This is a genomic window from Xanthobacter autotrophicus ATCC 700552, from assembly GCF_043194565.1.
GTDB classification, from domain to species: Bacteria; Pseudomonadota; Alphaproteobacteria; order Rhizobiales; family Xanthobacteraceae; genus Xanthobacter; species Xanthobacter autotrophicus_F.
The window spans coordinates 21,907-47,286 of sequence record NZ_JBAFVS010000030.1 but is presented as its reverse complement, the minus strand read 5'-3'; the positions used below and the strand labels follow the sequence as shown (position 1 = coordinate 47,286).

24 protein-coding genes are annotated in these 25,380 nt (G+C 62.9%); 8 read left to right on the top strand and 16 right to left on the bottom strand.

The annotated features are described in order from the left end of the window. The 3 genes from V5F48_RS22105 to V5F48_RS22095 all read left to right on the top strand — a co-directional run. Positions 1-483, top strand: a 483-nt coding sequence (locus tag V5F48_RS22105; protein ID WP_394260337.1) for a glycogen/starch/alpha-glucan phosphorylase, incomplete at its 5' end; no start/stop codon positions are given. Between the two features lie 140 nt (positions 484-623). Continuing rightward, a complete protein-coding gene (locus tag V5F48_RS22100) occupies positions 624-1,298 on the top strand; it encodes a CBS domain-containing protein (protein WP_394015560.1) in 675 nt (224 codons plus the stop codon). 6 nt (positions 1,299-1,304) lie between these two features. Continuing rightward, complete coding sequence (locus V5F48_RS22095) at positions 1,305-1,982, top strand: DUF6629 family protein (RefSeq protein WP_298314247.1); 678 nt, start codon at positions 1,305-1,307, stop codon at positions 1,980-1,982. A gap of 221 nt (positions 1,983-2,203) precedes the next feature. Here V5F48_RS22095 and cueR read toward each other — a convergent pair whose 3' ends face one another. Both cueR and V5F48_RS22085 read right to left on the bottom strand, forming a co-directional pair. Beyond that, complete coding sequence (cueR, locus tag V5F48_RS22090; RefSeq protein ID WP_298314249.1) at positions 2,204-2,695, bottom strand: Cu(I)-responsive transcriptional regulator; 492 nt, start codon at positions 2,693-2,695, stop codon at positions 2,204-2,206. A 33-nt stretch (positions 2,696-2,728) separates the two neighbouring features. Beyond that, positions 2,729-5,266 (bottom strand): heavy metal translocating P-type ATPase, encoded by a 2,538-nt coding sequence (locus V5F48_RS22085; protein WP_298314252.1) that lies wholly within the window; start codon positions 5,264-5,266, stop codon positions 2,729-2,731. Positions 5,267-5,428: 162 nt separating this feature from the next. Between V5F48_RS22085 and V5F48_RS22080 the strand changes: the two genes are divergently transcribed. Both V5F48_RS22080 and V5F48_RS22075 read left to right on the top strand, forming a co-directional pair. Next, the gene (locus V5F48_RS22080) at positions 5,429-5,632 is read left to right on the top strand and encodes a heavy-metal-associated domain-containing protein (protein ID WP_213375400.1); all 204 of its coding nucleotides are present in this window, start codon (positions 5,429-5,431) and stop codon (positions 5,630-5,632) included. A 120-nt stretch (positions 5,633-5,752) separates the two neighbouring features. Continuing rightward, on the top strand, positions 5,753-5,959 hold the full coding sequence (locus V5F48_RS22075; protein ID WP_298314254.1) for a hypothetical protein: 207 nt from the start codon (positions 5,753-5,755) through the stop codon (positions 5,957-5,959). On the opposite strand, the gene V5F48_RS22070 is transcribed toward V5F48_RS22075, so the two are convergent. The 6 genes from V5F48_RS22070 to V5F48_RS22045 all read right to left on the bottom strand — a co-directional run bounded on the left by V5F48_RS22070 (position 5,939) and on the right by V5F48_RS22045 (position 15,786). Further along, positions 5,939-7,225, bottom strand: a complete 1,287-nt coding sequence (locus V5F48_RS22070) for an MgtC/SapB family protein (RefSeq protein ID WP_298314255.1) — start codon at positions 7,223-7,225, stop codon at positions 5,939-5,941. The two genes, V5F48_RS22075 and V5F48_RS22070, sit on opposite strands and share 21 nt — an antisense overlap. A 140-nt stretch (positions 7,226-7,365) precedes the next feature. After that, positions 7,366-8,898, bottom strand: a complete 1,533-nt coding sequence (locus V5F48_RS22065) for a thymidine phosphorylase family protein (RefSeq protein WP_298314256.1) — start codon at positions 8,896-8,898, stop codon at positions 7,366-7,368. Next, on the bottom strand, positions 8,895-10,253 hold the full coding sequence (locus V5F48_RS22060) for an MBL fold metallo-hydrolase RNA specificity domain-containing protein (RefSeq protein WP_394031372.1): 1,359 nt from the start codon (positions 10,251-10,253) through the stop codon (positions 8,895-8,897). Before V5F48_RS22060 ends, V5F48_RS22065 begins: the two co-directional genes overlap by 4 nt. Positions 10,254-10,261: 8 nt before the next feature. Then, a complete protein-coding gene (locus V5F48_RS22055) occupies positions 10,262-12,631 on the bottom strand; it encodes a phosphoketolase family protein (protein ID WP_298314259.1) in 2,370 nt (789 codons plus the stop codon). After that, a complete protein-coding gene (locus V5F48_RS22050; protein ID WP_298314261.1) occupies positions 12,628-13,674 on the bottom strand; it encodes a ribose-phosphate pyrophosphokinase in 1,047 nt (348 codons plus the stop codon). The genes V5F48_RS22055 and V5F48_RS22050 overlap by 4 nt, the downstream gene beginning before the upstream one ends. A gap of 12 nt (positions 13,675-13,686) precedes the next feature. Continuing rightward, on the bottom strand, positions 13,687-15,786 hold the full coding sequence (locus V5F48_RS22045; RefSeq protein WP_298314263.1) for a heavy metal translocating P-type ATPase: 2,100 nt from the start codon (positions 15,784-15,786) through the stop codon (positions 13,687-13,689). A 625-nt stretch (positions 15,787-16,411) separates the two neighbouring features. Between V5F48_RS22045 and V5F48_RS22040 the strand changes: the two genes are divergently transcribed. Next, positions 16,412-18,052 carry a Na+/H+ antiporter gene (locus V5F48_RS22040; RefSeq protein ID WP_298314265.1) on the top strand — a complete coding sequence of 547 codons (1,641 nt, stop codon included), beginning with the start codon at positions 16,412-16,414 and terminating at the stop codon, positions 18,050-18,052. Positions 18,053-18,193: 141 nt separating this feature from the next. On the opposite strand, the gene V5F48_RS22035 is transcribed toward V5F48_RS22040, so the two are convergent. Then, positions 18,194-18,439 (bottom strand): hypothetical protein, encoded by a 246-nt coding sequence (locus V5F48_RS22035; protein ID WP_298314267.1) that lies wholly within the window; start codon positions 18,437-18,439, stop codon positions 18,194-18,196. A gap of 1,112 nt (positions 18,440-19,551) precedes the next feature. On the opposite strand from V5F48_RS22035, the gene V5F48_RS22030 reads away from it, so the two are divergent. Both V5F48_RS22030 and V5F48_RS22025 read left to right on the top strand, forming a co-directional pair. Then, positions 19,552-20,229, top strand: coding sequence for a Crp/Fnr family transcriptional regulator (locus tag V5F48_RS22030; RefSeq protein WP_298314269.1), 678 nt, complete (start codon positions 19,552-19,554; stop codon positions 20,227-20,229). Positions 20,230-20,352: 123 nt separating this feature from the next. Next, a protein-coding gene (locus tag V5F48_RS22025; protein ID WP_394031370.1) for an IS5 family transposase occupies positions 20,353-21,110 on the top strand; the annotation gives its coding sequence in 2 pieces (ribosomal slippage) (positions 20,353-20,692 and positions 20,692-21,110; 759 coding nt in all). Between the two features lie 27 nt (positions 21,111-21,137). On the opposite strand, the gene V5F48_RS22020 is transcribed toward V5F48_RS22025, so the two are convergent. The 7 genes from V5F48_RS22020 to V5F48_RS21990 form a co-directional block, all read right to left on the bottom strand. Beyond that, positions 21,138-21,386: a hypothetical protein gene (locus V5F48_RS22020; protein WP_394015557.1), complete on the bottom strand. Its 249-nt coding sequence runs from the start codon at positions 21,384-21,386 to the stop codon at positions 21,138-21,140. 107 nt (positions 21,387-21,493) lie between these two features. After that, the gene (locus tag V5F48_RS22015) at positions 21,494-21,991 is read right to left on the bottom strand and encodes a hypothetical protein (RefSeq protein WP_394031368.1); all 498 of its coding nucleotides are present in this window, start codon (positions 21,989-21,991) and stop codon (positions 21,494-21,496) included. Between the two features lie 85 nt (positions 21,992-22,076). Then, on the bottom strand, positions 22,077-22,640 hold the full coding sequence (locus V5F48_RS22010; RefSeq protein ID WP_394031366.1) for a cytochrome b: 564 nt from the start codon (positions 22,638-22,640) through the stop codon (positions 22,077-22,079). A gap of 10 nt (positions 22,641-22,650) precedes the next feature. Continuing rightward, positions 22,651-23,124: a DUF411 domain-containing protein gene (locus V5F48_RS22005; protein WP_394015554.1), complete on the bottom strand. Its 474-nt coding sequence runs from the start codon at positions 23,122-23,124 to the stop codon at positions 22,651-22,653. Positions 23,125-23,180: 56 nt separating this feature from the next. After that, complete coding sequence (locus V5F48_RS22000; protein ID WP_213375418.1) at positions 23,181-23,465, bottom strand: copper-binding protein; 285 nt, start codon at positions 23,463-23,465, stop codon at positions 23,181-23,183. Positions 23,466-23,490: 25 nt separating this feature from the next. Then, the gene (locus tag V5F48_RS21995) at positions 23,491-23,988 is read right to left on the bottom strand and encodes a cupredoxin domain-containing protein (protein ID WP_394015553.1); all 498 of its coding nucleotides are present in this window, start codon (positions 23,986-23,988) and stop codon (positions 23,491-23,493) included. Beyond that, positions 23,975-25,372, bottom strand: a complete 1,398-nt coding sequence (locus tag V5F48_RS21990; RefSeq protein ID WP_394015552.1) for a multicopper oxidase family protein — start codon at positions 25,370-25,372, stop codon at positions 23,975-23,977. The genes V5F48_RS21995 and V5F48_RS21990 overlap by 14 nt, the downstream gene beginning before the upstream one ends. Positions 25,373-25,380: the final 8 nt, after the last annotated feature.

Genomic DNA, 25,380 nt, shown 5'->3' with positions numbered 1-25,380 from the left:
GGTCTTGCTCACCCGCGCGATGAACCCGGGCACCGGTTGATCGAGAGCTTTCACCGGCACATCGAGCGGCTTGCCGGTGTCGTGCCCGTGGTATTCCTGCCCGGCTACGACATGAAACTTGGCGCTGCGATGGTTTCGGGCAGCGACATATGGCTGAATACGCCACTTCCACCTCTGGAGGCTTCTGGCACCAGCGGCATGAAGGCGGCGTTGAACGGCGTGTTGAACTTCAGCGTCCTTGACGGCTGGTGGATCGAGGGTTGGGTCGAGGGAGTTACCGGATGGGCGATCGAAGGACATCCGCCGGGAGCAGGAGACGCCTCGGCGCTTTTCGACAAGCTGCAGTCCGTCGTTCTTCCGCTCTATTACAATGACAGGGCGCGCTGGATCTGGATGATGAAGCAGTCGATCAGCAAGATCGGCGCGACCTTCAACAGCCAGCGCATGATGCGCCGCTATGCGACGGAAGCCTATATGCGCTGACCACAGCGGCCGACGCTGGTTCGACTCGAGCGGTGAAAAGGCCCCGATTGCTTGTACCGATTCCGGGTAGAGAACGCGGGGCCAGGTGCCGAGATCGATCAACGCAGGGTTCTGCAATGCAGAGGGACGTGGGCTGAACGATGAACGCAAAGGATCTGATGACAGAGGTGCCGACGACCGTGAGTCCAGAGCACAGTGTATGGCACGCGACTCAGATCATGCTGTCTGAACATGTGAGCGGGGTCCCCGTACTTGCCGATGATGGCCTGCTTGCCGGCATTGTGACCGAGGGCGACCTCCTGCGGCGCACGGAGCTCGGAACCGCAGAGGCGTTCCCCAATCCCTTGCAAGACGCCGATGCGGTTGCGAGGGCCTATGTGAAGAGTCGGAGCTGGAAGGTCGGCGATGTCATGACGAAGAATGTCATCACGATCGACGAGAACGCCGCTGTGCACGAGATCGCCAAGCTGATCGACCAGCATGACATCAAGCGCCTGCCGGTCATGCGCAAGGAGCGACTGGTTGGCATCGTCAGCCGGGCTGATCTCTTGAAGGTCATTGCGACCGGCAAGCCGGATGCCGAGATCCGAGGCGACGAGGCTGTGCGGCGCGCCATTGTCGCACGCCTCGCCGAAGCCGCTTCGGTTCTATCAGCCCAGCCGGTCGTCGCCGTCGAGGGCGGGATCGTGCATGTCGCAGGTGATATTCGGTCCCAAGACGAGCATGATGCGATTCGCATGATCGTTGAAGGTGTTGCCGGACCAGGGTTCAAGGATGATCTCAGTATCTCGAAAAAAGGTCCTGTAAGGCTATGATCTGAGATGTGCCTGTCCGCAGAAGCGAGCTTCACGGCCGCCGCGATTCTGATGCCTGCCGGAGTATTGAGCACCTATCGCGCCTGGCAGACCGATCGGCGATACCTCGCGATCGCTGCCCTGCCATTCCTGTTCGGTCTCCAGCAAGCGACGGAAGGGCTCGTATGGACTGCCGGACAGTGGGGCGATCAGGACCTCGTGACGCGCTATTCGCTGGCCTACATGTTCTTCACTTGGCTCGCCTGGCCGGTCGGCGCGCCGGTCTCGACCTACTTCATCGAGCACGGGCGGCGCCGGAGCCTCTATTTGTTCTTCGCTATCGCCGGGGGCATGCTAGGCGCACTGCAATATGTGCCGTATTTCGCGCATGAAGGCTGGCTGACGACAACGTTCCTCGAAAGGGCAGTCCGCTATCAGGATGTCAATCTTCTCGACTTCGTGGTGACGCGCGAAACAACCTATGGCATCTACGCTGCGCTCGTCACCGTTCCATTCCTGTTGTCGCGTGACCGTGCCGTAAAGGTCTTTGGCTTGCTGGTCCTGGGTGTTCTTGTGGTGACATACACATTCTTTGCCTATGCCTATATCTCCGTCTTCTGCTTCGGCGGAGCGCTCATGTCGCTTTATCTTGTCGCGATGACATTGCGTAAGCCGCGAACCGGTTCGGCTATGGGGACTGTCTGACAAGCCCCCAGACCGGCACTGCCAAGTCGCTTGCGGAGACCTAGCGCCATCGCTCGATTGGGAAGACTCCACGAGGCGCAGGGCGGCTGCGGAAATGCTGATGAAGCAGCGAGCTGGAAGGAGCTGGCGAAGAGACCGGCATCGCCCACAGGCGCAATTCGATCTATTTCCATCGATGATGACACTGCAGGACGGGAAGCTTGTTCTTCGCTTTTCCAAGGTCAGGCCTTACGAGTGGACGTCCGTCCGAGGTGGCCCCTTTCGAGGGGAGCGATGGGAGCTTTGCTCGGACGGCTCTCGGCCTGTGGCTCACGCAGTTCGACGTCCGCATCGGCGAGATTGGCGATGATCGGGCAGTCTGGTCGTCCGTCGCCATGGCAATGCTGAGCGAGGTTGCTGAGCGTCGCGATCATGTCCTCTATGGCCTGCCTTTTGTCCTGCAGGTCCCGCACGTGCTGGAGGGAGATTGCCTTCACATCGGCGCTGCTGCGATCCCGGTCGCGCCAAAGCGCGAGAAGATCGCCGATCTGTTTGACAGAGAAGCCGAGGTCCCGAGCCCGACGGATAAAGCGGAGCGCATGAACGTCATTGTCCGAATAGTCACGATACCCCGATTCCTGTCGGGTTGCCGTTTCCGTAAGTCCGATGGATTCATAGTATCGGATCATCTTGGAGTTGACGCCCGAACGCTTCGCTGCCTCACCGATGTTCATGTTCCAAACTCTCCTACTGCGGCTCGGCTGGGGTCACTCGGCCGGAACAAGCGCCGGCCGATGCGCCCGCCTCGCGGGAGTGGAGTCCACGGTCATCGGCGGTCGGAAGCGCTTCAGACGGAGCGCATTGCCGAGCACGAAGACGCTCGATGCCGCCATGGCGCCTGCCGCGAAGATCGGCGAGAGCAGCGTTCCGTTAAACGGATAGAGGATGCCGGCCGCCACCGGGATCAGGCTGGCGTTGTAGGCGAATGCCCAGAACAGGTTCTGCTTGATGTTGCGGATCGTCGCCTTGCTGAGCGCGATGGCGTTGACCACGCCGCGCAGATCGCCTGACATCAGCACAACATCGGCCGCTTCGATCGCCACATCCGTGCCGGTCCCGATCGCGACGCCCACATCGGCCTCGGCGAGCGCCGGAGCGTCGTTGATGCCGTCGCCGACAAAGGCCACGGTTCCGAAGCGCTGGCGCAGCGCCTTGATCGCCTTGACCTTGCCGTCCGGCAGAACCTCCGCCATCACCTCGTCGATACCGAGTTGCCTGGCGATGGCGGTGGCGGTTCTGGCGTTGTCGCCGGTGATCATCGCTACCTTGATCCCCAGCCGATGCAGCGCTGCGATGGAATCGCGTGTCGTCGGCTTGATCGGATCGGCGACGGCAATCGCTGCCGCGAGCCGGCCGTCGATCGCGGCATAGAGCGGGCTCTTGCCCTGGCTCGCCAGACTCTGGCCGACCGGCTCGACCTCCGCGAGGTCGTAACCGAGCTTCTTCATGTAGCGATCCGCGCCAATCTCGACTTGACGGCCATCGACGGTCGCAGCGACGCCGAAACCCGGAACCGCCTCGAAGTTCTGGACGGTCCCAAAGGTGAGAGCGCGCAGCTTCGCGGCGGCGACGATGGCCTCGGCAATCGGATGCTCGGAGCGTTCCTCGACGGCGGCGACGAGAGACAGGACGTCGGACTCCCCGAACCCGTTGATCAGCGAAAGGTCGGTCAGCTCCGGCCGCCCCTTCGTCAGCGTGCCCGTCTTGTCGAGCGCGATGGCCTTCGCGCTCCTCAGCGTCTGGAGCGCTTCGCCCTTGCGGAACAGGATGCCCATCCTCGCGGCGCGTCCCGTGCCAACCATGATCGACGTCGGCGTAGCGAGACCCATGGCGCAGGGGCAGGCGATGATCAGGACAGCGACGCCGTTGACCAGCGCGAAGGCGAGCGCCGGATCGGGACCGAACACCAGCCAGATTGCGAAGGTCAGTGCCGCGATTCCTATGACGATTGGCACGAAGACGCCGGTCACGCGGTCGACCAGCGCCTGGATAGGTAGCTTGGAGCCCTGCGCGGCTTCGACCATGCGGATGATCTGCGCCAGCACGGTGTCGCCGCCGACCTTGGTGGCGCGGAAGGTGATGCTGCCCGTCTTGTTGATCGTGCCGCCGACGACTGCCGCGCCCGCGCCCTTCTGAACCGGGATCGGCTCGCCCGTGATCATGGACTCGTCCACGAAGGAAGAACCATCGAGCACGTCGCCATCGACCGGCACCCGCTCGCCGGGACGCACCTGCACAATGTCGCCGGCAACGACCTCGGACAGGGCAACCTGTACCGCTTTCCCGTCGCGAAGGACCTGCGCCGTTTTTGCCTGCAGGTCCATCAGCTGTCTGATCGCTTCGCTCGTGCGCCCTTTTGCACGCGCCTCGAGCCAACGGCCGAGCAGGATCAGCGCGACGATCACAGCCGCCGCTTCGTAATAGACGTTGTGGGTGCCTTCCGGCAGCAGGTGAGGCGCGAAGGTCGCGACCACGGAATAGGCCCAGGCCGCTCCGGTGCCGAGGCTGACCAGCGTGTTCATGTCAGGGCGGCCGCGCAGCAGCGCCGGGACGCCCTTGATGAAGAAACGCAGACCGGGGACGAACAATACCAGCGTCGTCAGAGCGAACTGCAGATACCAGTTCCCCTGCTGCCCGATGGTCTCCATCACCCAAATATGGATTGCCGGAACCAAGTGGCTGCCCATTTCGAGAACCACGACCGGCACGGTAAGGACCGCCGCGAGCAGCAGCGCATTGCGCAGCGACCGCATGTCCCGCTCGCGCCGAGCGGCCTCCCGATCCTCGGCAACCGCCCCATTCGTCACCAGACGCGAGCCGTAGCCGGCGCTTACTACCGCAGCAATCATATCCGAGGCGGAAACAGAATTGTCGAGATACCGGATCCGCGCCTTCTCCGTGGCGAGGTTGACCGATGCATCAAGAACGCCGGGAAGCGCCTTCAAGACCTTCTCAACGCGTCCGACACAGGACGCACAGCTCATTCCTTCGACGACGAGTTCCGCCGTCTCGCTACCGACCTCGTAGCCGGCGGTCTCGACCGCGCCGACCACGGCAACCGGGTCGGGTTGTGCGGAAAAATCGACCTCGGCGCGCTCCGTCGCGAGATTGACCGACACGCGCGTCACCCCTGGCAGTGCCTTCAAGGCCTTCTCGACCCTCCCCACGCACGAAGCGCAGGTCATGCCTTCGATGCGTAGCCGCAACGTTGCGGATGGAGAGGCGAATGCGGTTGAGGTCGGCATGTCGTCAGCTCCTTGAATCACAGCTGACCGCGAACATGGTGCTTCCAACAATGGGAAGGTCAACGCCGACTTGTGCATTTTTTCGGCGGGCAGACCTATTGACCTTCCCATTGTTGGAAGCACCACCTTCACTCACGGAGTGCCAAATTGAGGAAAAAAGCCATGGTCTATCTGAAAATCCCCAACATGAACTGCGGCGGTTGTGCTGCGACCGTCACCAAAGCTCTCAAGAGCATCGACGTCGACGCCAGGATTGACGTCGACACGGCGCTGAAGACCGTAAAGCTGGAGAGCAAGGCAGACGTCGAACAAATCAGCGCGGTGCTCAAGTCGGCAGGCTATCCCGCAGAGGTTCAGCCCGGCTGACGCGCCTTTCTCTCGGGGCAAGGACAGGCGCTGGTCCGCTGGCCTGGAGCGGACCGGCGCTGTAGTGCGTTGTTCGGTGCGGAAACGCTGGGAGCCGTCCACCATTCCGGAGCCATCCCGATGCGCCGTGAAGCCGAGATCAACGACGCCGAGATCACCGAACTGTGCTCTCAGATCATGCCGTCCGAACAACATGAGATCGAGCAGACGGTGGGAGTTCTGACGCGACTTCAGGCACGGAGCTCCGTCCTCGGCAAATCTGCGGTCCGGGTGCGGGACGACGGTATATGCCCGCGCCTCGTCCATTCAAGAGCCTATCACGGCTGACGGTCCCGGCCACTCGAAATGCGGCAGCGTCGCAAAGGCAGCGTAGCCGAGCGCAATGGCCACCACCGTAGCGGCCGCCAGCGGGAGCCAGAAGCGAACCGGTCCCGCAACGGCGGCGACGGCCAGGCGGCCAATGGCATTCGTAGCGAGCGCCAGAAGCACGGCGTGTCCGACCGCCTCCATGGTTGCCGGCTGTCCGAGCAGCCGCAACGCGCTGAGCACTGCCACGTCGACATCGAATATTCCCGAGATGGCGGAGGTCGCCACCATCCCGCTGCTGCTTCCGACCGAAAGAGCGGCGCTCACGGTGGAGACGACCGCGAAGAGCGCCGCGAACAACATCAGCGGCCCCACCTCGAAGGGGTTGCGCGGCGGTTGCGTACCTTCGCCCGAAATGGTGTGGCGCGACAGCAGGAGGAGAATGCCGCAGGTCGCAAAGCCGCCGATTGCGGCCAGGATGGCCAGACCCGCGACGCCCAGCACCGACGGCGCGACGATGGCGACGATTGCCGTGACCCGTATCACGGATACGCCCGCCGCGAGGATCGCGGCACCTGCCAGCGGCCAGGGATTCGTTCCGGTCTTGGCGATCCGCGCCAGCGACAGAGTTACGGCGGTGGACGAGATGACGGCTCCGGCAAGACCGCTGACCAGAATACCCCGGGTCGTGCCGAGAGCCGGGACCGCGATGTAGCCGAGGAAGGAGATCGCCGCCGTCAGCACGGTGAAGAGCCACACCTGCCGGGGATTGAAGCCGCCCCAGGGATCGACGGCTCGATCGGGCAGCAGCGGCAGGATGATCGCCGTCATCACCGCGAGCACCAGAGCCGAACGAAGCTCGATCCAGGAAATTCGCCTGAGAAGCCCGTGCAGAAGCTCGCGACTGGCGAGAACCGCGGCGAGCGCGGCCCCACCGGCGGCGGCGGCGCGCTGATCCCCGACGACGGCAAGCGCCCCCAAGGCGAACACGCCCAGCGCGGCGATGATGCCGGTCACGCTGTAATCCTCATCGTGGAGGGACTCGCGTGCCTTGTACCAGGCGAAGACCGCGGTGAAGGCGAGGAAGCCGGCGATCAGAATGGAGGGAGCATCAAGGCTGGCGCTGAGAGCCGCCACCACGCCGCCGAGCAGTCCGGAGATGCCGTATGTTCGGATGCCCGCCGCGCGGCCGCCATCCGGCGTGTCGCGCTCGCGCCACCCACGCTCCAGGCCGACGAGCAAGCCAATGGCAAGTGCCAGACCGAGCTGCAGGATCAAGAAGTCCATGGCGTGGCCCGTGATGGATAAGTCACGTCATCAGCGCAGCTGATCATGACGGTCGCCTGTTCGTCTGAGCAGCACCTTGTCGCACCGATAGAATTGATCCCAAAGCGCTGCCACGACGCCGGCGAGAACCAATTGCCGCCTCATGCCTCGACCTTGACGATATCGCCGGACCGGGCGGCGTATTCCAGGGCATAGGCGAGTTCGGCACGCGTCTCGGCATGGACATGAAGCATTGGCTGGCCCTTGTCGATCTCGTTGCCCAGCCGCACGTCCATGCGAACGCCGGCGGCCTTGGCCTCGGGCGCTCCAGCGAGTTTTGCAAGCCGGGCGAGCTTTCGATTGTCGATATGGACGATGCGTCCTGCATGCGGGGCCACAAGCGGATGGACGTTGGACGCAGTCGGAGGTGTCCGCATCCCGCCCTGCGCCTCACAGATGGCTTCGAACTTCGCCCAGGCGCGCCCGTCGGAGAGCGTTTCGAGCGCCAGCCGAGTCCCTTCACCCGTTGCCACTTTTCCGCCGATTTCGAGCGCTGCACCCGCAAGCGTCGCGGCGCGCCTCCTGAGATCGTCCGGCGCATCGCCGGCATTTTGAAGGACAGCCAGGACATCGAGAGCCTCGAGCGCCGGCCCGATCCCCCGGCCGACCGGCTGTGAACCATCGGTCTGGAGACATATCGCGGTCAGGCCGAAACGCGCGGCGACCGCCCCCATGCGTTCGGCGAGGTGACCGGCGAGTTCCTCGCTGCGGACCTTGGCGGTCGGGCCGACAGGAATATCGATCACCACATGGGTCGAGCCCGCGGAAATTTTCTTCGACAGCACGGACGCGATGAGCTGGCCTTCGGTATCGACATCGAGCTCACGCTCGACGCGCACGAAGATGTCGTCGGCGGGACTGAGATGCACCGCGCCACCCCAGGCGATGCAGCCGCCTTCAGCCTCCACCACGCGCCGGAGCGTCGCAATGTCGAGGTCGACTGGAGCGAGCGTCTCCATCGTATCGGCCGTGCCTGCCGGCGAGGTTATCGCGCGTGAAGAGGTTTTGGGCATGATGAGGCCCTGCGCTGCGACGATCGCGACAATGATCGGCGTGGTGCGATTGCCCGGCAGGCCGCCGATGCAGTGCTTGTCGACGACGATCGGGGCATCCCAGCGCATACGCTCGCCAACCTCGACCATCGCGCCGGTCAGATCGGCGGTCTCCTGCTCGTCCAGAGGCAAGGCGGCGCCCGCCGTCAGGAATGCGGCAAGATGCACGTCGGTGTATCGTCCGGCGACAATGTCTTTGACAATCGCCGCGAAGGCGGATGCGTCGAGGCGGTTGCCGTAGATGCGCCGGCGCACGCTTGCCAACGATTCGATCGCCGGCGCATGTGTGACTTTAACGGCTTCGCCGTCCGCAATGCCGAGGATCGTCCAGGCGGTCTCAGAAAGAGCGACCTCGTCGAGCGCGATCAATTCGCCGCCCTCTATCTGAAAGAGCGTTGCCTGCACCTCCCGATTGCCTGTCGAAACAAGAACCTGCGAGCGTGCGGCAAGGCCCTCCGAACGGCAGACATGGCAGTCTGTGCGCATGATGACCACGGCCTGATGCTGGGTGTGCAGGCCAAGACGCTTGGCGCGGAGCATCGGCTGTGCAAGGGCGTCGGTCCGTTCGAGGGCTGCGGTCATAGATCGAACACCTGATCCTGACGGGGAACGCTCGCGCTCCATCCGAGATCCCTGTCGATGCGTACGCGCAGCGCCTCAGCGGCTTCGGGCTCGCCATGCACGATGAAGACACGCGAGGGGCTGTGACGGAAACCCGAGAGCCAGTGCATCAGGTCGTTGGCGTCGGCGTGAGCCGAGAGCATCGTCAGATCGTCGACCTCTGCGCGAACGGGAATCCATTGGCCGTGGATCTCGATCTCGCTTGCACCCTGCAACATGGCACGTCCGCGCGTTCCGGCGGCCTGGAAGCCGGAGAACAGGATGGTGTTCTTCTGTTCGGGCGCGAAAGCCTTCAGATGATGGAGCACGCGACCGCCGGTCGCGATGCCGCTCGCCGAGATCACCACCTTGGGATAGGGGCTCGCCGTGATCGCCTTGGACCCTTCGACATCTCTCGTATACGTCGCAATTCCGCAGATCGCGCCGCAGACCTCCGGTGTGAGGCGATGATCAGCACGGTGCGCATGAAGCAAATCGGTCGCGTCGATCGCCATAGGGCTGTCAAGATAGATCGGAATGTTCGACAGCCTGCTGGCGGTCTTCAGCTTCCACAGATGATAGAGCAGCGACTGTGCGCGGCCGACCGCGAAGGCCGGGATCACGACGGTGCCGCCGCGTTGGACTGTGCGCTCGATCACCGCGCCGAGAACCTCGGTGATGTCGCCCGGTTTATGAATGCGATCGCCGTAGGTGGATTCGATGACAATGAAGTCGGCTTCCGAGACTGGCTCGGGATCCGGCATGACCGGATCGCCGTAGCGTCCGAGATCGCCGGAGAAGGCAACGCGACGGCCGGCCCAGCCGATGTCCGCGGTTGCGGCGCCCAGGATGTGCCCCGCATGACGGAATGTCAGCGTCGCGTCGCCCGGAAGCTGAACGGTCTCACCGAAGGGGACGGGCGAGAAGAACTCAAGCGCACGTTCCGCATCGCGAATGCCGTAGAGCGGCAAGGCGGGCTTGTGCTTCGAGAATCCCTTGCGGTTGGCGTATTCGGCATCCTTCTCCTGCAGATAGCCGCTGTCTTTAAGGATCAGCTCGGCCACATCGCGCGTGGCCTCGGTTGCGAAGATGCGGCCGCGAAAGCCGTCGCGCACCAGCTTCGGCAGATAGCCGGAATGGTCGAGATGGGCATGGGTCAACACGACGGCGTCGATGCTGGAGGGCTCGACCGGCAAGGGCTCCCAATTCAGCTCGCGCAAGTTCTTGAGGCCCTGGAACAAGCCACAGTCGATCAGGATGCGCTTTCCATCATGAGTCAGGAGATGTTTCGAGCCAGTGACGGTGCCGGCACCGCCCAGCGAGGTCAGCGTAAGCATGGCGGCCTTCAGATCGCGGGTTGGAAAAGATCGGCGGGGTTACCCCTACTGTCGACGGCGGCGCGTTCGGCGGGCGTGAGCAAATCGTCGCGTGACCAACCGGCAAGCGGGGTCGCCGCATCGATCAGGTGAGCCCAGGAGCAGCGATTGGCGAACAGCATGCCGTCGACATCGAGCGTGCCGCCCCGGCTGATATAGCCGCGCGCGGCGGTTCTCAGCGGTCCCCCGTCCAGCCGCCTCAACAGACCAAGCATCGGCTCGGGCCGCGTATGAGTGACGATGACGCGGGGAAGCTGCGGGGGAAATAGTGCGGCGAGATCCTCGTCGCTCGCGGTGAAGGCGGCCTCGATCGGGTCGCGCGGCGCACGGAAGCGACCCGGTTCCGCCAATGCCGTCACGACGGCTTTGAGGCCACGGGCCGAGAGGCGTCGTGACGCCTTGAGCGCCTCCTCGAGCTGATAGGCCCCGATCGCCACCAGTTGCAGGTCGGCTTCGCCGGGATTGCCATCGATATGGGCCGCGCCCTCGGACACGAACCGGCCAGCCGCCTCGCCGTCGAGCCGGTGCGGCATGTCGCGCTTCGATACGATCAGGCAGGCTACCTGGCCGCGTCCGTCATAGACCGATCGCAGCGCGGCCATTGCGCTGTTCGCGTCGACTGGAAAGAGCACCCGGGCTGTGTCCGACATCTCGCCGAGCAGTGCCTCGCCAATCGTCGGGTCCTGGTGCGATTGCTCATTCTTGGAGTTCTCCCAGGTGTGGGAGGTGACGACGAGGGGCACCGAGATCCAGCCGGACTCCTGACCGACCTCGCGACGACGCCGGGCGAAGACGATCTCCTGACGGAGGCCGCCCAGCATCTTCATGGCGAAGGCCTCATAGCTGACGATCAGGTTGAGCCCGCCTTTGTTGGCGAGCGCCGCACCTGCAACTGCTTCCTCGTTGAGCGCGGTGATGACGGCGCCATCAACGGCTTCGGCTACCCCGGGCTCGGCGACGTTGACGCGATGCCGCAGACGATCGAGCGCGGCGCCCATATGGTTGGAGCGCAACTCGTCGGGATTGCCGAGCCGCGGCCGTAAATCCGGATTGGCATCGACGGCGCGCACGAACCAGCGGTCTAGCGCATGCATGGCGCAGTCCGGAGCATCGCCCACGCGGATCCATTCGGGTTCGGGGAGCTGGGGTGACGGCGGGCTTCGCAGTGCGAGGGGATGGCGGCTTTCGAGCGGCCGGTTCTGCGGGTCGTGGATGGCAAGCGCGCCGACCGCGCGGTCAATCTCTTGCAGCGGAACGAAGAGCGCTGCTGCAGCTTCGTTGAAGGCGTTTCGTGCCGCGTCATCGCGCGACGGGTTGCCGTCGATCGGAAGGTTGTGCGCCGCATTGGTGCCGGCGCCCGGAAAGCCGAACCCCTTGATCGTCTTGGCGATCACATAGGGGATGGGCGCGGGATAGACGTGATCGGCATCGGCGGCGAAACGTCCGAGCCGCTCCTCGGCCGTGAGGATCGCCCAGGCGAACGCGGCCGGGTCGCGGCCGTCGATCGCGAAGGGATCGAAGCCGTTATGGCGAAGATGGGCCGCGAGCCAGTCGGCCCCGCCCTGCTGGTCAATCTGAGCGCGCTCCTCGATGCGGCGTCCGTTGAGGATCATGATGGGGATCGCGAGGCCGGAATCCTCGGCGCGCCACCAGCGGGGTGTCCAGTCGGAGCCGCGCTGCTCCTCGAAGGCGCCGTCACTCAGGAAGGCGATGAGACTCTCTCCGGGAAGCGGCATGTGCACATATTGCACCTCCGCGAAACCAAGATAGCCTCCCTCCGAGATCGCCCCGGCGGTGTTGGGACCAGCATGGCTGCCCAGCGGGACCGCGGCGCGACCCTCCGCATCGATCGCATAGGAATAGAAGTCGGCCGCGAGCTGAGAGAGCCCCTTCTCGGTCCGGTCGTAGCGGCCTTTCTGCGTCGGCGAGACGTCGCCAGTCAGCGCATTGACGGCCTCGATCGCTGCGACGCAATGGCCTTGCCCCATCAGCCATGAGCGGGTCTTGGCGGTGATCGTGTTGGCGGTGAGATAGCCGACAAAAGCAGGAACCATGTTGAGCGAGCCACCGGTATGGCCTTCAGGCGTCGGCTTGAACGCATCGGCCGGCAGCGGCGCGCCGGAGAGATTGACCCGGCTGGCATAGGTCATGTGGACGACGGTCCACATCGCCGCGCAGGCCAGACGGTCGGCAGCGGCGAGCAGCCGGTAGAGCCTGTCGGGCGCCATGTGTCCCGAGGCTGCGAGTGCTGCAACACGCTCGACCGTCTCGGCGCTGTGCTCGATGGGCCCGTAGCCCTTATGCCAGATCGCGAATGCGTCCGATGTCATTTCACTCATGTTGCGCTATCACCTTTTCCTTGTCGTGGGACCGGCGTCCGCGTTCGACTGACGCCGCTTGTCCATGGCGGAGGATCGCTGGCCGGAAAGGAGTCGATGCCGGCGCGTTCGACTTCATCGAGCGGTTCGGCCGGCCGCCTGTGGCGGACAATATCCCGCGGGACATTCCGGGCGGCCGAGATGGCGGCGGCTATCAGGGGTGCGAGACGGATGGCGTTGCTCGCATGCAGGACAGAATCGCTCGAAACGATTCTGTCGGCGACGGCCAATAAGCGCTGGTAGGAATCCTCGGCGAAGAGGCCATGGATGACGGCGCAGACGGGCCGCGCGAACCCCTGGAGCGGAAGCTTGCATGCGGCTTCAAAGAGCGTGTCGCCGGACGACGCGATGTCGTCGACGAGGACCGGCCGGAGGCCGCTCCATTGCGAGAGGTCGGGGAGCTCGACGTCGACGCTGCGGTCGCCGTGCCTGGTTTTGCTTAGAACGGCATGGGGTGCGCCGATGCGCGCGGCAATGGCCGAGACCCACTGCTCGCTTTCCTCGTCCGGCCCGATGATGAGAGGCTTCTGCACCTCAGCCGCGATCCAGTCGGCGAGAAGCGGCGCGGCATGAAGCGTCTCTGTCGGGATCGTGTAGAGTGCGGAAAGAGCGGCATAGCGATGAAGGTGCGGGTCGACGGTCACCAACCGGTCGAAGGTCGAGGACACGAGGCGGGCAAAGGTCTTCGAGGTCACCGCTTCGCCGGGCAGAAAGCGACGGTCTTGCCGCATATAGGCGAGATAGGGCGCAACGAGCGTGACCTCGCGCGCACCGAGCGACCGGGCCGCATCGGCCGCGAAAACGAGACGCAGGAACCCGTCATCCGGCGGCGCCAGGGTGCAGACGAGATCGACGGGACGGTTCGCAATATTGGAGAGAATCCGAACGTAGGTCTCGCCGTCGGGAAAGCGGCGCGTCTCGATCGCACCCAGTTCCCATCCCCCGGACTCGGCAAGATGTCGGGCGAAGATTTCGTTTCCGGGCAAGGGAAGGATCAGGCGCATGGATCATGTTCCTCATTTCTTCCGGTAGAACCGCAGAAACTGCGCGTTGATGGCGACGATGACGGTGCTGGCCGACATGAAAACGGCGGCGACGGCTGGGGTCATCAGGAAACCCGTTCCGAAGGTGATGCCGGCCGCCATCGGGATGGCAATTGCGTTGTATCCGGTCGCCCAGATCAGGTTCTGTACCATCTTGCGGTAGGTGGCGCGTGACAGGCCGAGGATCGCGGCCACATCGCGCGGATCGCTTCTGACCAGGACGACGTCGGCCGATTCCACGGCAACGTCAGTGCCAGCGCCGATGGCGATCCCGAGATCGGCCACGACCAGCGCCGGCGCGTCATTCACGCCGTCGCCAACCATGGCAACCTGCAGTCCGCGCGCCTGCAATTCCTTGATCTTCTCGGACTTCTGATCCGGCAGCACCTCGGCGAAATATTCAGCTATGCCCAGTTCGTCCGACACCGCTTGCGCGACCCCCTTGGCATCGCCAGTGAGCATCACGGAGTTGATCCCGAGCGCCTTCAGTTCGGCGATGGCCTCCTTCGATTCCTGCCGGACGATATCGGCCAGCGCGAACAGCGCGCGCGGCTCGCCGTCGCGGACGAGCACGACCACTGTCTTGCCCTGGGCCTCCAATTGCTTGAGCCGCTCGTGGCCGATCGCCTTGCCCTGCCTTGCGAGGTGGCCGGGGCTGACGATACGGATGTCGGCGCCGTCAACCTTTGCGACGATGCCCTCTCCGGTGATGTTGCTGACCTCGCTTGCCTTCGGGACGGTCAAGTTGCGATCCCTGGCCTCGGCGACGATGCCGTGGGCGATCGGATGCTCGGACTGGCTCTCGGCCGCTGCCGCCAAGGCGAGTTCTTCGTTCTCGTCACCGCCGGCGAGCAGCACGATGTCGCTCACGCCAAACCGGCCCTCGGTCAGCGTTCCGGTCTTGTCAAAGACCACCGCATTTAGATTGCGCGCGCGTTCAAAGGCCGCGCGGTCACGGATCAGAAGTCCGTTTCCGGCGCTGAGCGAGGTGCTGACGGCGACGACGAGCGGAACGGCAAGCCCGAGCGCATGCGGGCAGGCGACGACCATCACCGTCACCATGCGCTCGAGCGCGAATTCAAGCGACGCGCCGAGAACGAGCCACCAGACGAAGAGCGTCCCGAAGCCTACGGTAAGGGCGATGTAAGTGAGCCACGAGGCAGCACGGTTGGCGATGTCCTGCGTCCTGGAGCGCGTCGCCTGCGCCTTCTTCACGAGATCGATGACCTGTGCGAGATAGGTGGCATCGCCCGTGGCGGTCACCTCGATGGTCACGGCGTTGGCGCCGTTGATCGCGCCGCCGATGGCGGTGGCACCGACGGTCTTGGAAACCGGGCGGGATTCGCCGGTCAGCATCGCCTCGTTGAAGCCGGACGACCCCTCGATGATCTTCCCGTCGACGGGCACCTTGGCGCCCGGGCGGACGAGAACCCGATCGCCCGGCTGCAATGCGGAGATGGGGACCTCTTGCATCGAGCCGTCGGCGCCGATCTTCGTAGCGCTGTCAGGCAGCAGCCGGACCAGTTCCTCGAGCGCGCGCGATGCACCCATCACGGAGCGCATCTCGACCCAGTGGCCGAGAAGCATGATCGCGACCAAAGTCACGAGCTCCCAATAGAATGGCTCTCCCGGAAAGCCAAAGGTGGTGGCGGCCGAGAAGAAGTAGGCGGCCGAGATCGCCAGCGCGATCAGAGTCATCATTCCGGGCTGCCCCTTGCGCAGCTCGGACAGGAAGCCGGTGAGAAACGGCCAACCCCCATAAACATAGACGATCGTTGAAAGAGCGAAGAGAACCAGTCCATCTCCCGCAAAGGCCAGCGTCTCGGCAACGCCAAGCCAGTGCTGGATCATCGGCGACAGAAGCAGGACCGGCGGCGTGAGAAGGAGTGTGACCCAGAACCTTCGGCGGAAGTCGGCGACCATCGCACCATGATCGTGCCCGGCATGCTCGGAATGACTGGAACCGGCCGCTGCCACGATCTTGGGATCGGTGTGACGATCGTCTTGGCGCCTGCCGCCAGCGTGATCGGCATGACCATTGTGATCGTGGGCATGTGGCCGGTCAGAGGTCATTCTACGAGATCCTGCTGTTTGCTACGGCCTTTGGGAGACCATGGTGCTTATGGAATGCTCGACGAGGTTCGGCCCGCGCGCCAGCGACGTGAGCGCCATTTCGTGCCGAGCCTGCTTGGTCGCCGGTTCCCCACGGCACGTCTTTGATCGAGGTTAAGTTCGCCGATGGGCCAAAAGGTCATAGGTGAAGCTCAATCTCGGTGCCGTACTCCGACGGTCGAGCGGTAGCGGCCTGCCGTGTCGGATCGTGCGAGGCTCGGGCGGCAGACGATTGTCGAGACGGTAACCCCGACCCACGGACGGAGAGTCGCCGAGCTACCCGGCGTGCGCCAGCTTGAGCATGCCGGACCTCAGAACCGCTTGCATTTGCCGCCGTTCCAAAACTCCAGTGCCGGAAAAAATGTCGCCGACACGCTACCATCATTTGTGCGACAAACCTGCGCTTCATCCTCCCCTGGCTGAGTTCGCTCGACCGGAATCCGCACTACGGCCGCCATGAACCTTCACCATAGGGCTCCTGCATACGCGGCCGATCGACGTGGGAGGCGAGATGGGTCCGGTCCCGAGCGCGGGATGAAGCCGGCTATCGACAGGCCGCGCCCATGCAACCGGGACTGGAGCAGACGTGGAGACGATCTCAGTTGCCTTGATCCTTCTGCTAGCCGTTGTGATCAGCGGTGCGCTCGCGCGCATGTCGCCGATCGCCCTACCGCTTCCCCTTTTTCAGATCGCGCTCGGCGTGGTCATCGCGTCGGTGGCCAATCTCGGCGTCGAACTGGAACCGGAGATTTTCTTCCTGCTGTTCCTGCCGCCGCTCCTGTTCCTGGACGGCTGGCGCATCCCCAAGGAGGGTGTGTTCCGGGACAAGGGCACGATCCTGGAGCTTGCCTTCGGCCTGGTCGTGTTCACCGTGGTCGGCGTCGGCTTCCTGGTGAACTGGATGATCCCGGCCATGCCGCTGGCGGTTGCTTTCGCGCTGGCGGCCATCGTCTCGCCCACCGATCCGATCGCGGTGTCGGCCATTGCTGCCAGAGTGCCCATTCCCAAGCGGCTGATGCACATCCTCGAAGGCGAGTCGCTGCTCAACGATGCGTCGGGCCTGGTCTGCATGCGCTTCGCGGTTGCCGCGACCCTGACCGGTACATTCTCCCTCGCCGAGGCCGCCGGCACATTCCTCTGGGTTGCGATCGGCGGCATCGCGATCGGCACGGGAGTGACCTGGTCGGCGACCAAGGCGAAGAACTGGATCTCGCGCAAATTCGGGGAAGAAACCGGCTCGCAGATCCTGATCAGTCTGCTGATCCCCTTCGCCGCCTATCTTCTGGCCGAGCGTCTTCATTGTTCGGGGATTCTCGCCGCGGTCGCGGCCGGCATCACCATGAGTTATGTGGAGCAGACCGGACAAGCGCTCGCCGTCACCCGTGTCCGTCGCAGCGCCGTCTGGGACACGGTCCAGTTCACCGCCAACGGAATCATTTTCGTTCTGCTGGGCGAGCAGCTCCCTCAGATCCTGGCCGGGGCGGCGCAGGTCGTGCACGAGACCGGGCATCACGAGCCGGCCTGGCTCCTCGTCTACGTCGTCTCCATCAACCTGGCGCTTGCGGCATTGCGGCTTCTTTGGGTTTGGACCTCGCTGCGTTTCACCTTGTTCCGGGCTGCGCGCCGGGGTGAAGCCCTTGTCACGCCGAGTTGGCGTCTGATCGCCGCCATGTCGCTTGCAGGCGTGCGCGGAACGATCACGCTCGCCGGCGTTCTGACCTTGCCGCTGGTGATGGCCGACGGGACAGCGTTTCCGGCGCGTGACCTCGCCATCTTCCTGGCCGCCGGCGTGATCATCCTGTCGCTCGTCGCCGCCAGCATCGGCCTACCGCATCTTCTCAAGGGGCTGGAACTGCCGCCGGAGCCTTCGCATCAGGAAGACGAAGACCGCGCCCGGATCGCCGCGTCGGAGGCGGCGATCCGGGCCGTCGAGCGGGTCCAGCATGATATGGGCGAGGGACGCAGCGACGCCGATCTTTACGTGGATGCCGGAGCGCGGATCATGGAGCTTTACCGCCAGCGCATCGATGGCCGTTCCAAGACTGGCGAGGAGCGCGAACTCGCCCGGAAGATCGACGAGATCGAACGCAGGCTGCGCCTGGCGGGCTTGCGTGCCGAACGCGACGAGATCTATCGCATTGTTCGCAGCCGGCGCCTCACAGACGAGGCGGCGCGCAAGCTGGTCAGGGAAGTCGATCTGCTGGAAGCAAGATTCAGAGTGACGTGAGGATCCTTTGATAAGCGCACGAAGGTGCCGCAACACGACCGCGGCGTCGCTCCAGGACGACACTCATAGGTTTTGCGGGAGTGCTGAGCCGCGCCAACAAAGGGCGCGGCTCGATTTCCGAGTGGTGCGATGCGGGGCCTGCTAGAGCCTCGGCTTGGAGGGGATCGTGGCCTCACCCGTCATCGTCGGCATTTGCGGATCGCCGGGCGGCATGGATGACATATACGCGGGCGCCTGTCCGCTCGGGAAATCCTCCTTCTGGACGTCGAGAAACTCGTGACGTTCACGCTCCTTTTGGGAAAGCGTAGACGGATAATAGTCAGCGAAAGCAGGTGCTGCAGACAGTAGCGCCACCATGCCACCGAACAGGATCTTCCTCAGGGCCATATCAACTTCCTTTTTTCAAAGCACTGTCGCGATGCCCGGAAACTGCGGGAAGAGACGCAGATGCGATGTGAAGGATTTCACATTCGGCTTCACAAAATGGTGTAAGTGAAAATATAATTGATGGTTAAATCTTCGTATATTGTAGAATATGTTCGCGGAACATGCAAGCATACGAGATCATCAGTAAATATACTCGCGCCCTATGCACATACGTATACTTACTTCCCGAGAAATGCGTTTGTCACTCTGCGGGACGCGCCGGCAGATTCTATCGATCTGGGTTCATCTTCGGGAGGAGGGGGGCACCCGCGTCGTCTCGCGCGATGCGGTCCATCCGCGTTGATAGTTCCGACCTGTTTGGTCCAGGGATTCCGACGCGGAAGGAGAAACCTGGACAAGTAGCGGCGGTTCGGCCGCTTCGAGTCGTTGCCACGTTCACGCTCGATTGGTCTGCCAGACAAGAGACACACGGTCGCCTCGATTAGCGGCTTCTATGCCTTTCGTCGAATCGATCGGCTTTTTCTGCCTTGGGCGGCCTTGATGATGTCGTTACCAGTGCGTCGATACCTTGCTTTGTTGCTTACCGCCGTCCTTGTAATGTCTGCGGGGATGTTTCATGGCGCCTTTGATAGTGGCGTTGGAGCCGGCGTTTTCGCGAGCCCCACACAGGAACTGTCCCGCGAATACGCGCTGTCGTGCCCAGATGAGAATGGAGCGTGCGGCTCCGCGATGAATCCTGGGCTGATGCCTTCGGATTGTTCCGCCACGAGCTGTGCTGTGCTGTGGCCTAGCAGGGATCTGATCTCCGCAGTGCGGAACGTGCGTCGGCTGACGTTCCGTCTCGGGCACAGCTCTGTTCACGGTTCCCAGCTTAGCCCGCTGGATCGGCCGCCTCGGCTGACCTGATAGCCGGCACTGAGGGCCGTTGGCGTGGCGGATGCATCCGCAGCGTCGATTCGTCTTTCGGTGCGACGGACGCGGTCCGTGCGACAAGCACTGGCCGCTCCAAATCTCCTCCTGTCGAACTCTCTGGGCGAACGCGTCCGCGCCTCCTGGCATTCGCTTGCATGGAGCGAAACGCTGTCGACGCGCGCGCCTGCAAGGCCAGTGTCATGAATGTCTTTTCTCTTGCAGCCCCCACTTGTTCGGAATCACCGGGTCACACCACCCTCCTCGACTTTCTGGACGACGCCCGCCTTCAGCTCGGTGCGCACAGGCGGACCATTCCGAAGGCACAACGCTTCGAGATCTCGGCCAATACCGCGTCAGTGATATACGTCGTCGCGGATGGACGCTTGCGGGTTTCGATACCAACGCTGCAGGGTATCGACGTCTTTGTGACTGACGTTGAGCGCGGTGAACTGATCGGAGAATCAGCCGCTTTTGCGGATAATATTGTGCCCCTTGTTGTCGAGGCATCCGAGACCTCGAACACGTTCGTCATCGATCGGGCGAGCTTTTTTCGGGCAATTGTGGAGCACGGGGCTTTTTCAACGGCGGTTATGCGCGTCATGTGCCGGCGGCTGTGCCGTGTGAACCGGCGCCTCGCCGATACCGTCACGCTGCCGATGCACAGCCGCTTGAAGATTGAGTTGGTGCGGTTGGCGAAATCGGGAGCGGACGGCACCTTGATGATAGACTGCCTGCCAACGCATGAGGAACTGGCTTTGCGTATTTCCTCTCAGCGCGAGGCAGTCACAAAAGAACTCACCAAGCTCATGCGGTCTGGCTTCATTGTCCGAAGTGGCCGTGGCCTCGTAATTAGAGGCGATCAGCTTTCCGGCGATTGATCGGGAGCAGTTAAGCCGCGCCCTGGAAATGGGTGCGGCTTAACATCGTTCTAGGGTCCAGACCCATAAATTGATTGGCATGGCTGTCGGTTTGTGATTCAGGGTTTCCAGGAGGAAACCGTGATGGATCGAGATCACTTCTGGCTGAGCGAGGCGCAGTTTCTTCGGATTTCGCCTTATCTCCCGACAAACACGCGCGGCAAGCCTCGTGTCGATGATCGGCGAGTGATCAGTGGCATCATCCATGTCTTGAAATCAGGTGGCCGCTGGATCGATGCGCCACCCGCCTACGGTCCAAAGAAGACGCTCTATAATCGTTACGTCCGCTGGGCGGCGAAAGGCGTCTGGTTCAACCTCTTCCATGCGCTCGCACAAGCTGGAGGGCCGCCTGTCCAGGTGCTGATCGACTCCTCGGCCGTCAAGGCGCATCGCTCGGCGTCTGGTGGCAAAGGGGGGAGAAAAATCAGGCCATCGGCCGCTCTCGTGGCGGGCGAACGACCAAAATCCATGCGTTGACTGATGAGGAATGCCGCCCGCTTGCTTTCATGCTGACCGGTGGACAAGTCGCTGATTGCACAGCGGGAATGGAGCTTCTGGATCGATTGCCACCTTGTGAGATCCTGCATGGCGACAAGGGCTATGACAGCAACGCCATCCGCCGCCAGGTCGAAGAAGCCGGCACAATGCCGAACATTCCACCCAAAACCAATCGCACCTGGAAAAACTGCTTCTCACCTGTACTTTACCGCCATCGCAACGCCATCGAGCGCATGTTCTGTCGATTGAAGGACTTCAGACGGGTCGCGACACGCTACGATCGAAACGCCGTCAACTTCCTCGCGGCCGTCTGTATCGCAGCCACCGTCAGCTACTGGTTGTGAGTCTGGACCCTAAGGGAGATCGGCCTTTCACATATTGGACTTGCCTTCGGCCGGTGAACTGAGCAACCTCTTCAGCGGCGCCGGCACGACGTTTCGCTGGGCCGGTGCGGTCAGCTGTGGCGCAGGACCCCTCGGATAAGCCCCACGCTGGACATCCCGGAACTCGTGGCGCGCGCGTTCCCTTCCTGCCAACGTCGGCGAATAGGAATCCGCCATGACAGGTGTTGTGGCAACGATTGCGAAAGCGCCAAAGGCGAAGAGTTTGTAGATTCTCACGATGATCTCCTTTGAGGCACTCACCCAGAAAGCTAAACGTTAGTGAGGAGTCGCGGCCGCCGATGTGAGAAATTTCACGTCTGGCGTTTCGGCTACATTCATTTGGCTCACTTGAAGGAAGGATGTTTGTTAGGGAGCTGCAGGTCCTCCTTTGCCCTCGCAATTTCCGCATCAAACGCATCATGATGATCGTCGTGACTACTGACGAATTCTTTTACCGAAGGCGCTGCTGATCTTTTACACCAGTTAGCAAGTCGCGCGCTTTCTTCGCTTTGCGTCGGTCCGTAGCGCTCTCTGATAGCGAGCAACACACCGATGCGCGCTGCATTCGCCGAACGGACCACAACTTCCAACGCCTCAGCTTGAGGCAAGCCAGAGATCACGTCACTTCGAACGTGCAGCATGAGCTGTTGCGCATCGCCGACACTGCCTCTTGTCCTTTCAATGATCGATGGATCATATTGAGCGCAATACACCACAAAATTGTGAGCAATATCCGCTTTCGCAAGAATTCGCACGAGACTGTCATCATCGGCGGCGAACGCTGGTGTCAAACAAGCGGAAAGTAGAATTGCGCCTGTTCCGATTTTCCACTCGCGTGTCATTGTCGACTCGATGGGGGCTGGCCTGTGTATTGAGCGGTCCTGATTTAGAAGACGCCAGTCAGGACCGCGTCTGACCCATTCGTGGTCATTTCGCGGTTCGAACCCCGGTGATCATTCGACGAAGAACCTCGTCGCGTCGGATGAGATGGTGCCAGAGTGCCGCGACGGCGTGAACGACCGCGACGGCGAGCAGCGACCATGTGAGAACCCGATGGATTGGGGCAAAGGCAGCGCTGTTCACATACATGGCGCCGGTGCCGGTAATGGGCAGCGCGAAGAGCAGGCCGTACAGTAGCGCGTGACTAACCGCTGTCCCCCAACGCGTGATCTGCGAGGAGGCCGCTGGCAGCGGCGGGACACCATGAAGATATCTGAGGCCGATACGGACTACTGCGAAGGCCAGAATAAGCCAGCCGCCCCAGGCGTGGACGCGGTGCAGGAAGAGGTCGAATGGAGCCGGCTGCATGAAGGCATGCGTCATGTGGGTGCGGGCAATGGCCCATGACGTGGGAATCTGGGTCAGGCACAGCAGGACCACGCCCCAATGCAAGAGCCGCTGGACCACGGAATAGCCTGCTGCAGGGCGTGCGACCAGGAGCGTTCTGGTTAGCCGGCTTGCCTTCCGAATGCTCACCGATCGTTCGTCCATGGTTGTGCTCTCAGCTCGGAATCGGGCTGGCGCCACGGAAGCGCATGAACAGGTTTGGCGTTTCGGAACCGAAAGCCATCACGTCGTAGGTCTCCGGTTCCATCCCCGCGACGTCCATGCCTGGCGATCCCACCGGCATGCCGGCAACGGCGATGCCGCGTACGGACGGACGCGCAGCCAGGAGCCGGATCAAAGCCGTGGCTGGAACATGGCCTTCGAGAAGGTAGTTTTCGACCTCGGCCGTGTGGCAGGACCAGAGCGCCGAGGGAATCCCAAAGCGAACTTTGATTGCGTTAATCCTTGGCTCCTCGACGATCTTCGTGGAAAAGCCGGCCTTCGCAATGTGCTCGGCCCAGGCGCCGCAGCAATTGCAGGACGGGTCCTTGTAGACCGTGACCAAAGGTTGGCTGGCGGCACTGGCAGCCGCTGGCGCGAGCAGCGTCGCGCCTGCGAGCAGGAGCACGCGTCTGCGGTCCATGTTCATCGGGTGGTCCTCCAGTGGACGGGGAGCGCCGCAGCGCTCCCCGGGATAGCGAGATGTTAGTTCGCCTTGGCGATCTTGGTGACCGTCAGACGGCCGCTCACCCGATCCGCCTCGAACTTCACCTTGTCGCCGACCTTGACCGCTTTCAGCATGGCCGGGTCGGCGACGGCGAACACCATCGTCATGCCGTCCATGTCGAGGTTCTTGATCGGCCCATGCTTGAGCGTGACCTTGCCCTGGGCCTGGTCGATCTTGGTGATCTGTCCATCGACCGGAGCCGCCTGCGCCAAGGCAGCGGTCGAAAACGCGGAGATCGCCGCTGCCATTATAAGCTTACGCATAATTATGCTCCTTTGTTGAGTGCAACTACTTGACGATGATGGTGCCGGTCATGCCGGATTCCCGGTGACCGGGGATGAGGCAGGAGAAGTCGAACTCCCCGGCCTTGGTGAACTTCCAGACAATTTCGCCGGTCTTCTTCGGTGCTAGGCGCTTGGCGTTGGGATCGTCATGCTCCATGTCCGGGTTCTTCATCATCTCGGCCATGTGCTTGAGGTTTTCGTCGAGCGTGCCGACGACGATCTCGTGATCGAGCTCACCATTGTTACGGATGGCGAACTTGACCTGCTCTCCCTTGCGGATGTCGATCTTGTTCGGGATGAACACCATCTTCCCGTCCGATTCACGCATGGTGATCTGGATGGTGCGCGCCGCTTTCTTGGGATCTCCAGGCTCGCCATACGCGCGGTCATCCCCATGGGAATGGCCAGCGTCGGCCAGCGCTGCGGTCGACAGGGTAAGGGCCGCAAGCGCGGCGATCAGGAATCGTGGTTGCACGTAGGAATCCTTCTCAATGATTGCCATGGGGGGATTTTTTGCCGGGTTTCACGACGTTGAACTCGGCGGTCCTCGACTTGTCGAACGCGGCAGGAGGCTCGCGTTCGGCTCTTTTCGGTTCGCCCTTCCACTCAAAGGCGACCGTACCTTCCGGGTGCTTGAACCATCCCGGATCTTTGTAATCGCCGGATGCGAGCCCCTCGCGCACCTTGACGACCGAGAACATGCCGCCCATCTCGACCGCCCCGAACTGGGCGAAGCCCGTCATCATCGGCAGGGTGTTGTCGGGCAGCGGCATCTCCATCTCGCCCATGTCCGCCATGCCGGCCGTGCCCATCGGCATGTAGTCGGGGACGAGCTTGCGGACCTTCTTGGCGAACTCCTTCTTGTCGACGCCGATGAAGTTGCGCACGTCGTGGCCCATGGCGTTCATGGTGTGATGCGACTTGTGGCAGTGGATCGCCCAATCGCCGGGCTTGTCGGCGACGAAATCGAAGGCCCGCATCTGCCCGACCGCGCAGTCGATGGTGACCTCGGGCCAAGCAGCGCCCTCGGGAACCCAGCCGCCATCAGTGCACGACACCTTGAAGTCGTAGCCGTGCATGTGGATGGGGTGGTTCGTCATGGTGAGATTGCCGAACCGGATGCGGACCTTATCGCCCTTGCCGGCAACGATGTGGTCGATGCCGGGGAAGACCCGGCTGTTCCAGGTCCACATATTGAAGTTGGTCATCTCGGCGACCTTCGGCACATAGGTGCCGGGATCGATGTCGTAGGCCGCCATCAGGAACACGAAGTCCCGGTCAACGCGGCGAAATGCGGGATCCTTCGGATGCACCACGAAGAAGCCCATCATGCCCATGGCCATCTGGACCATCTCGTCGGCATGAGGGTGGTACATGAAGGTCCCGCTCTTCTGGAGCTGAAACTCGTAGACGAAGGTCTTGCCCGGCTTGATATGCGGTTGGGTCAGCCCACCGACCCCATCCATGCCGCTCGGCAGTAACTGGCCATGCCAGTGGATGGTGGTGTGTTCCGGCAGCTTGTTGGTGACGAAGATGCGGACCTTGTCGCCCTCGACCGCCTCGATCGTCGGTCCGGGCGACTGGCCGTTATAGCCCCACAGATGGCCGACCATGCCCGGCGAGAACTCGCGCACGACCGGTTCGGCGACGAGATGGAATTCCTTCCAGTCGCCGTTCATCCGCCAGGGCAGGGTCCAGCCATTGAGCGTGACGACGGGCTGGTAGTCCGGACCGCTCGTCGGAACGAGCGGTGGCTGCATGACCGCCTCTTTCATGGTGGCGGCTTCGGGGATCGCGGCCGCCTGGGCGCGGCCTGAGACGGCGCTTGCGCTGATCAGTGCCATGCCACCGGAGGCGCCGAGGAAATTTCGACGTGAGATCGTCATGATGGTCT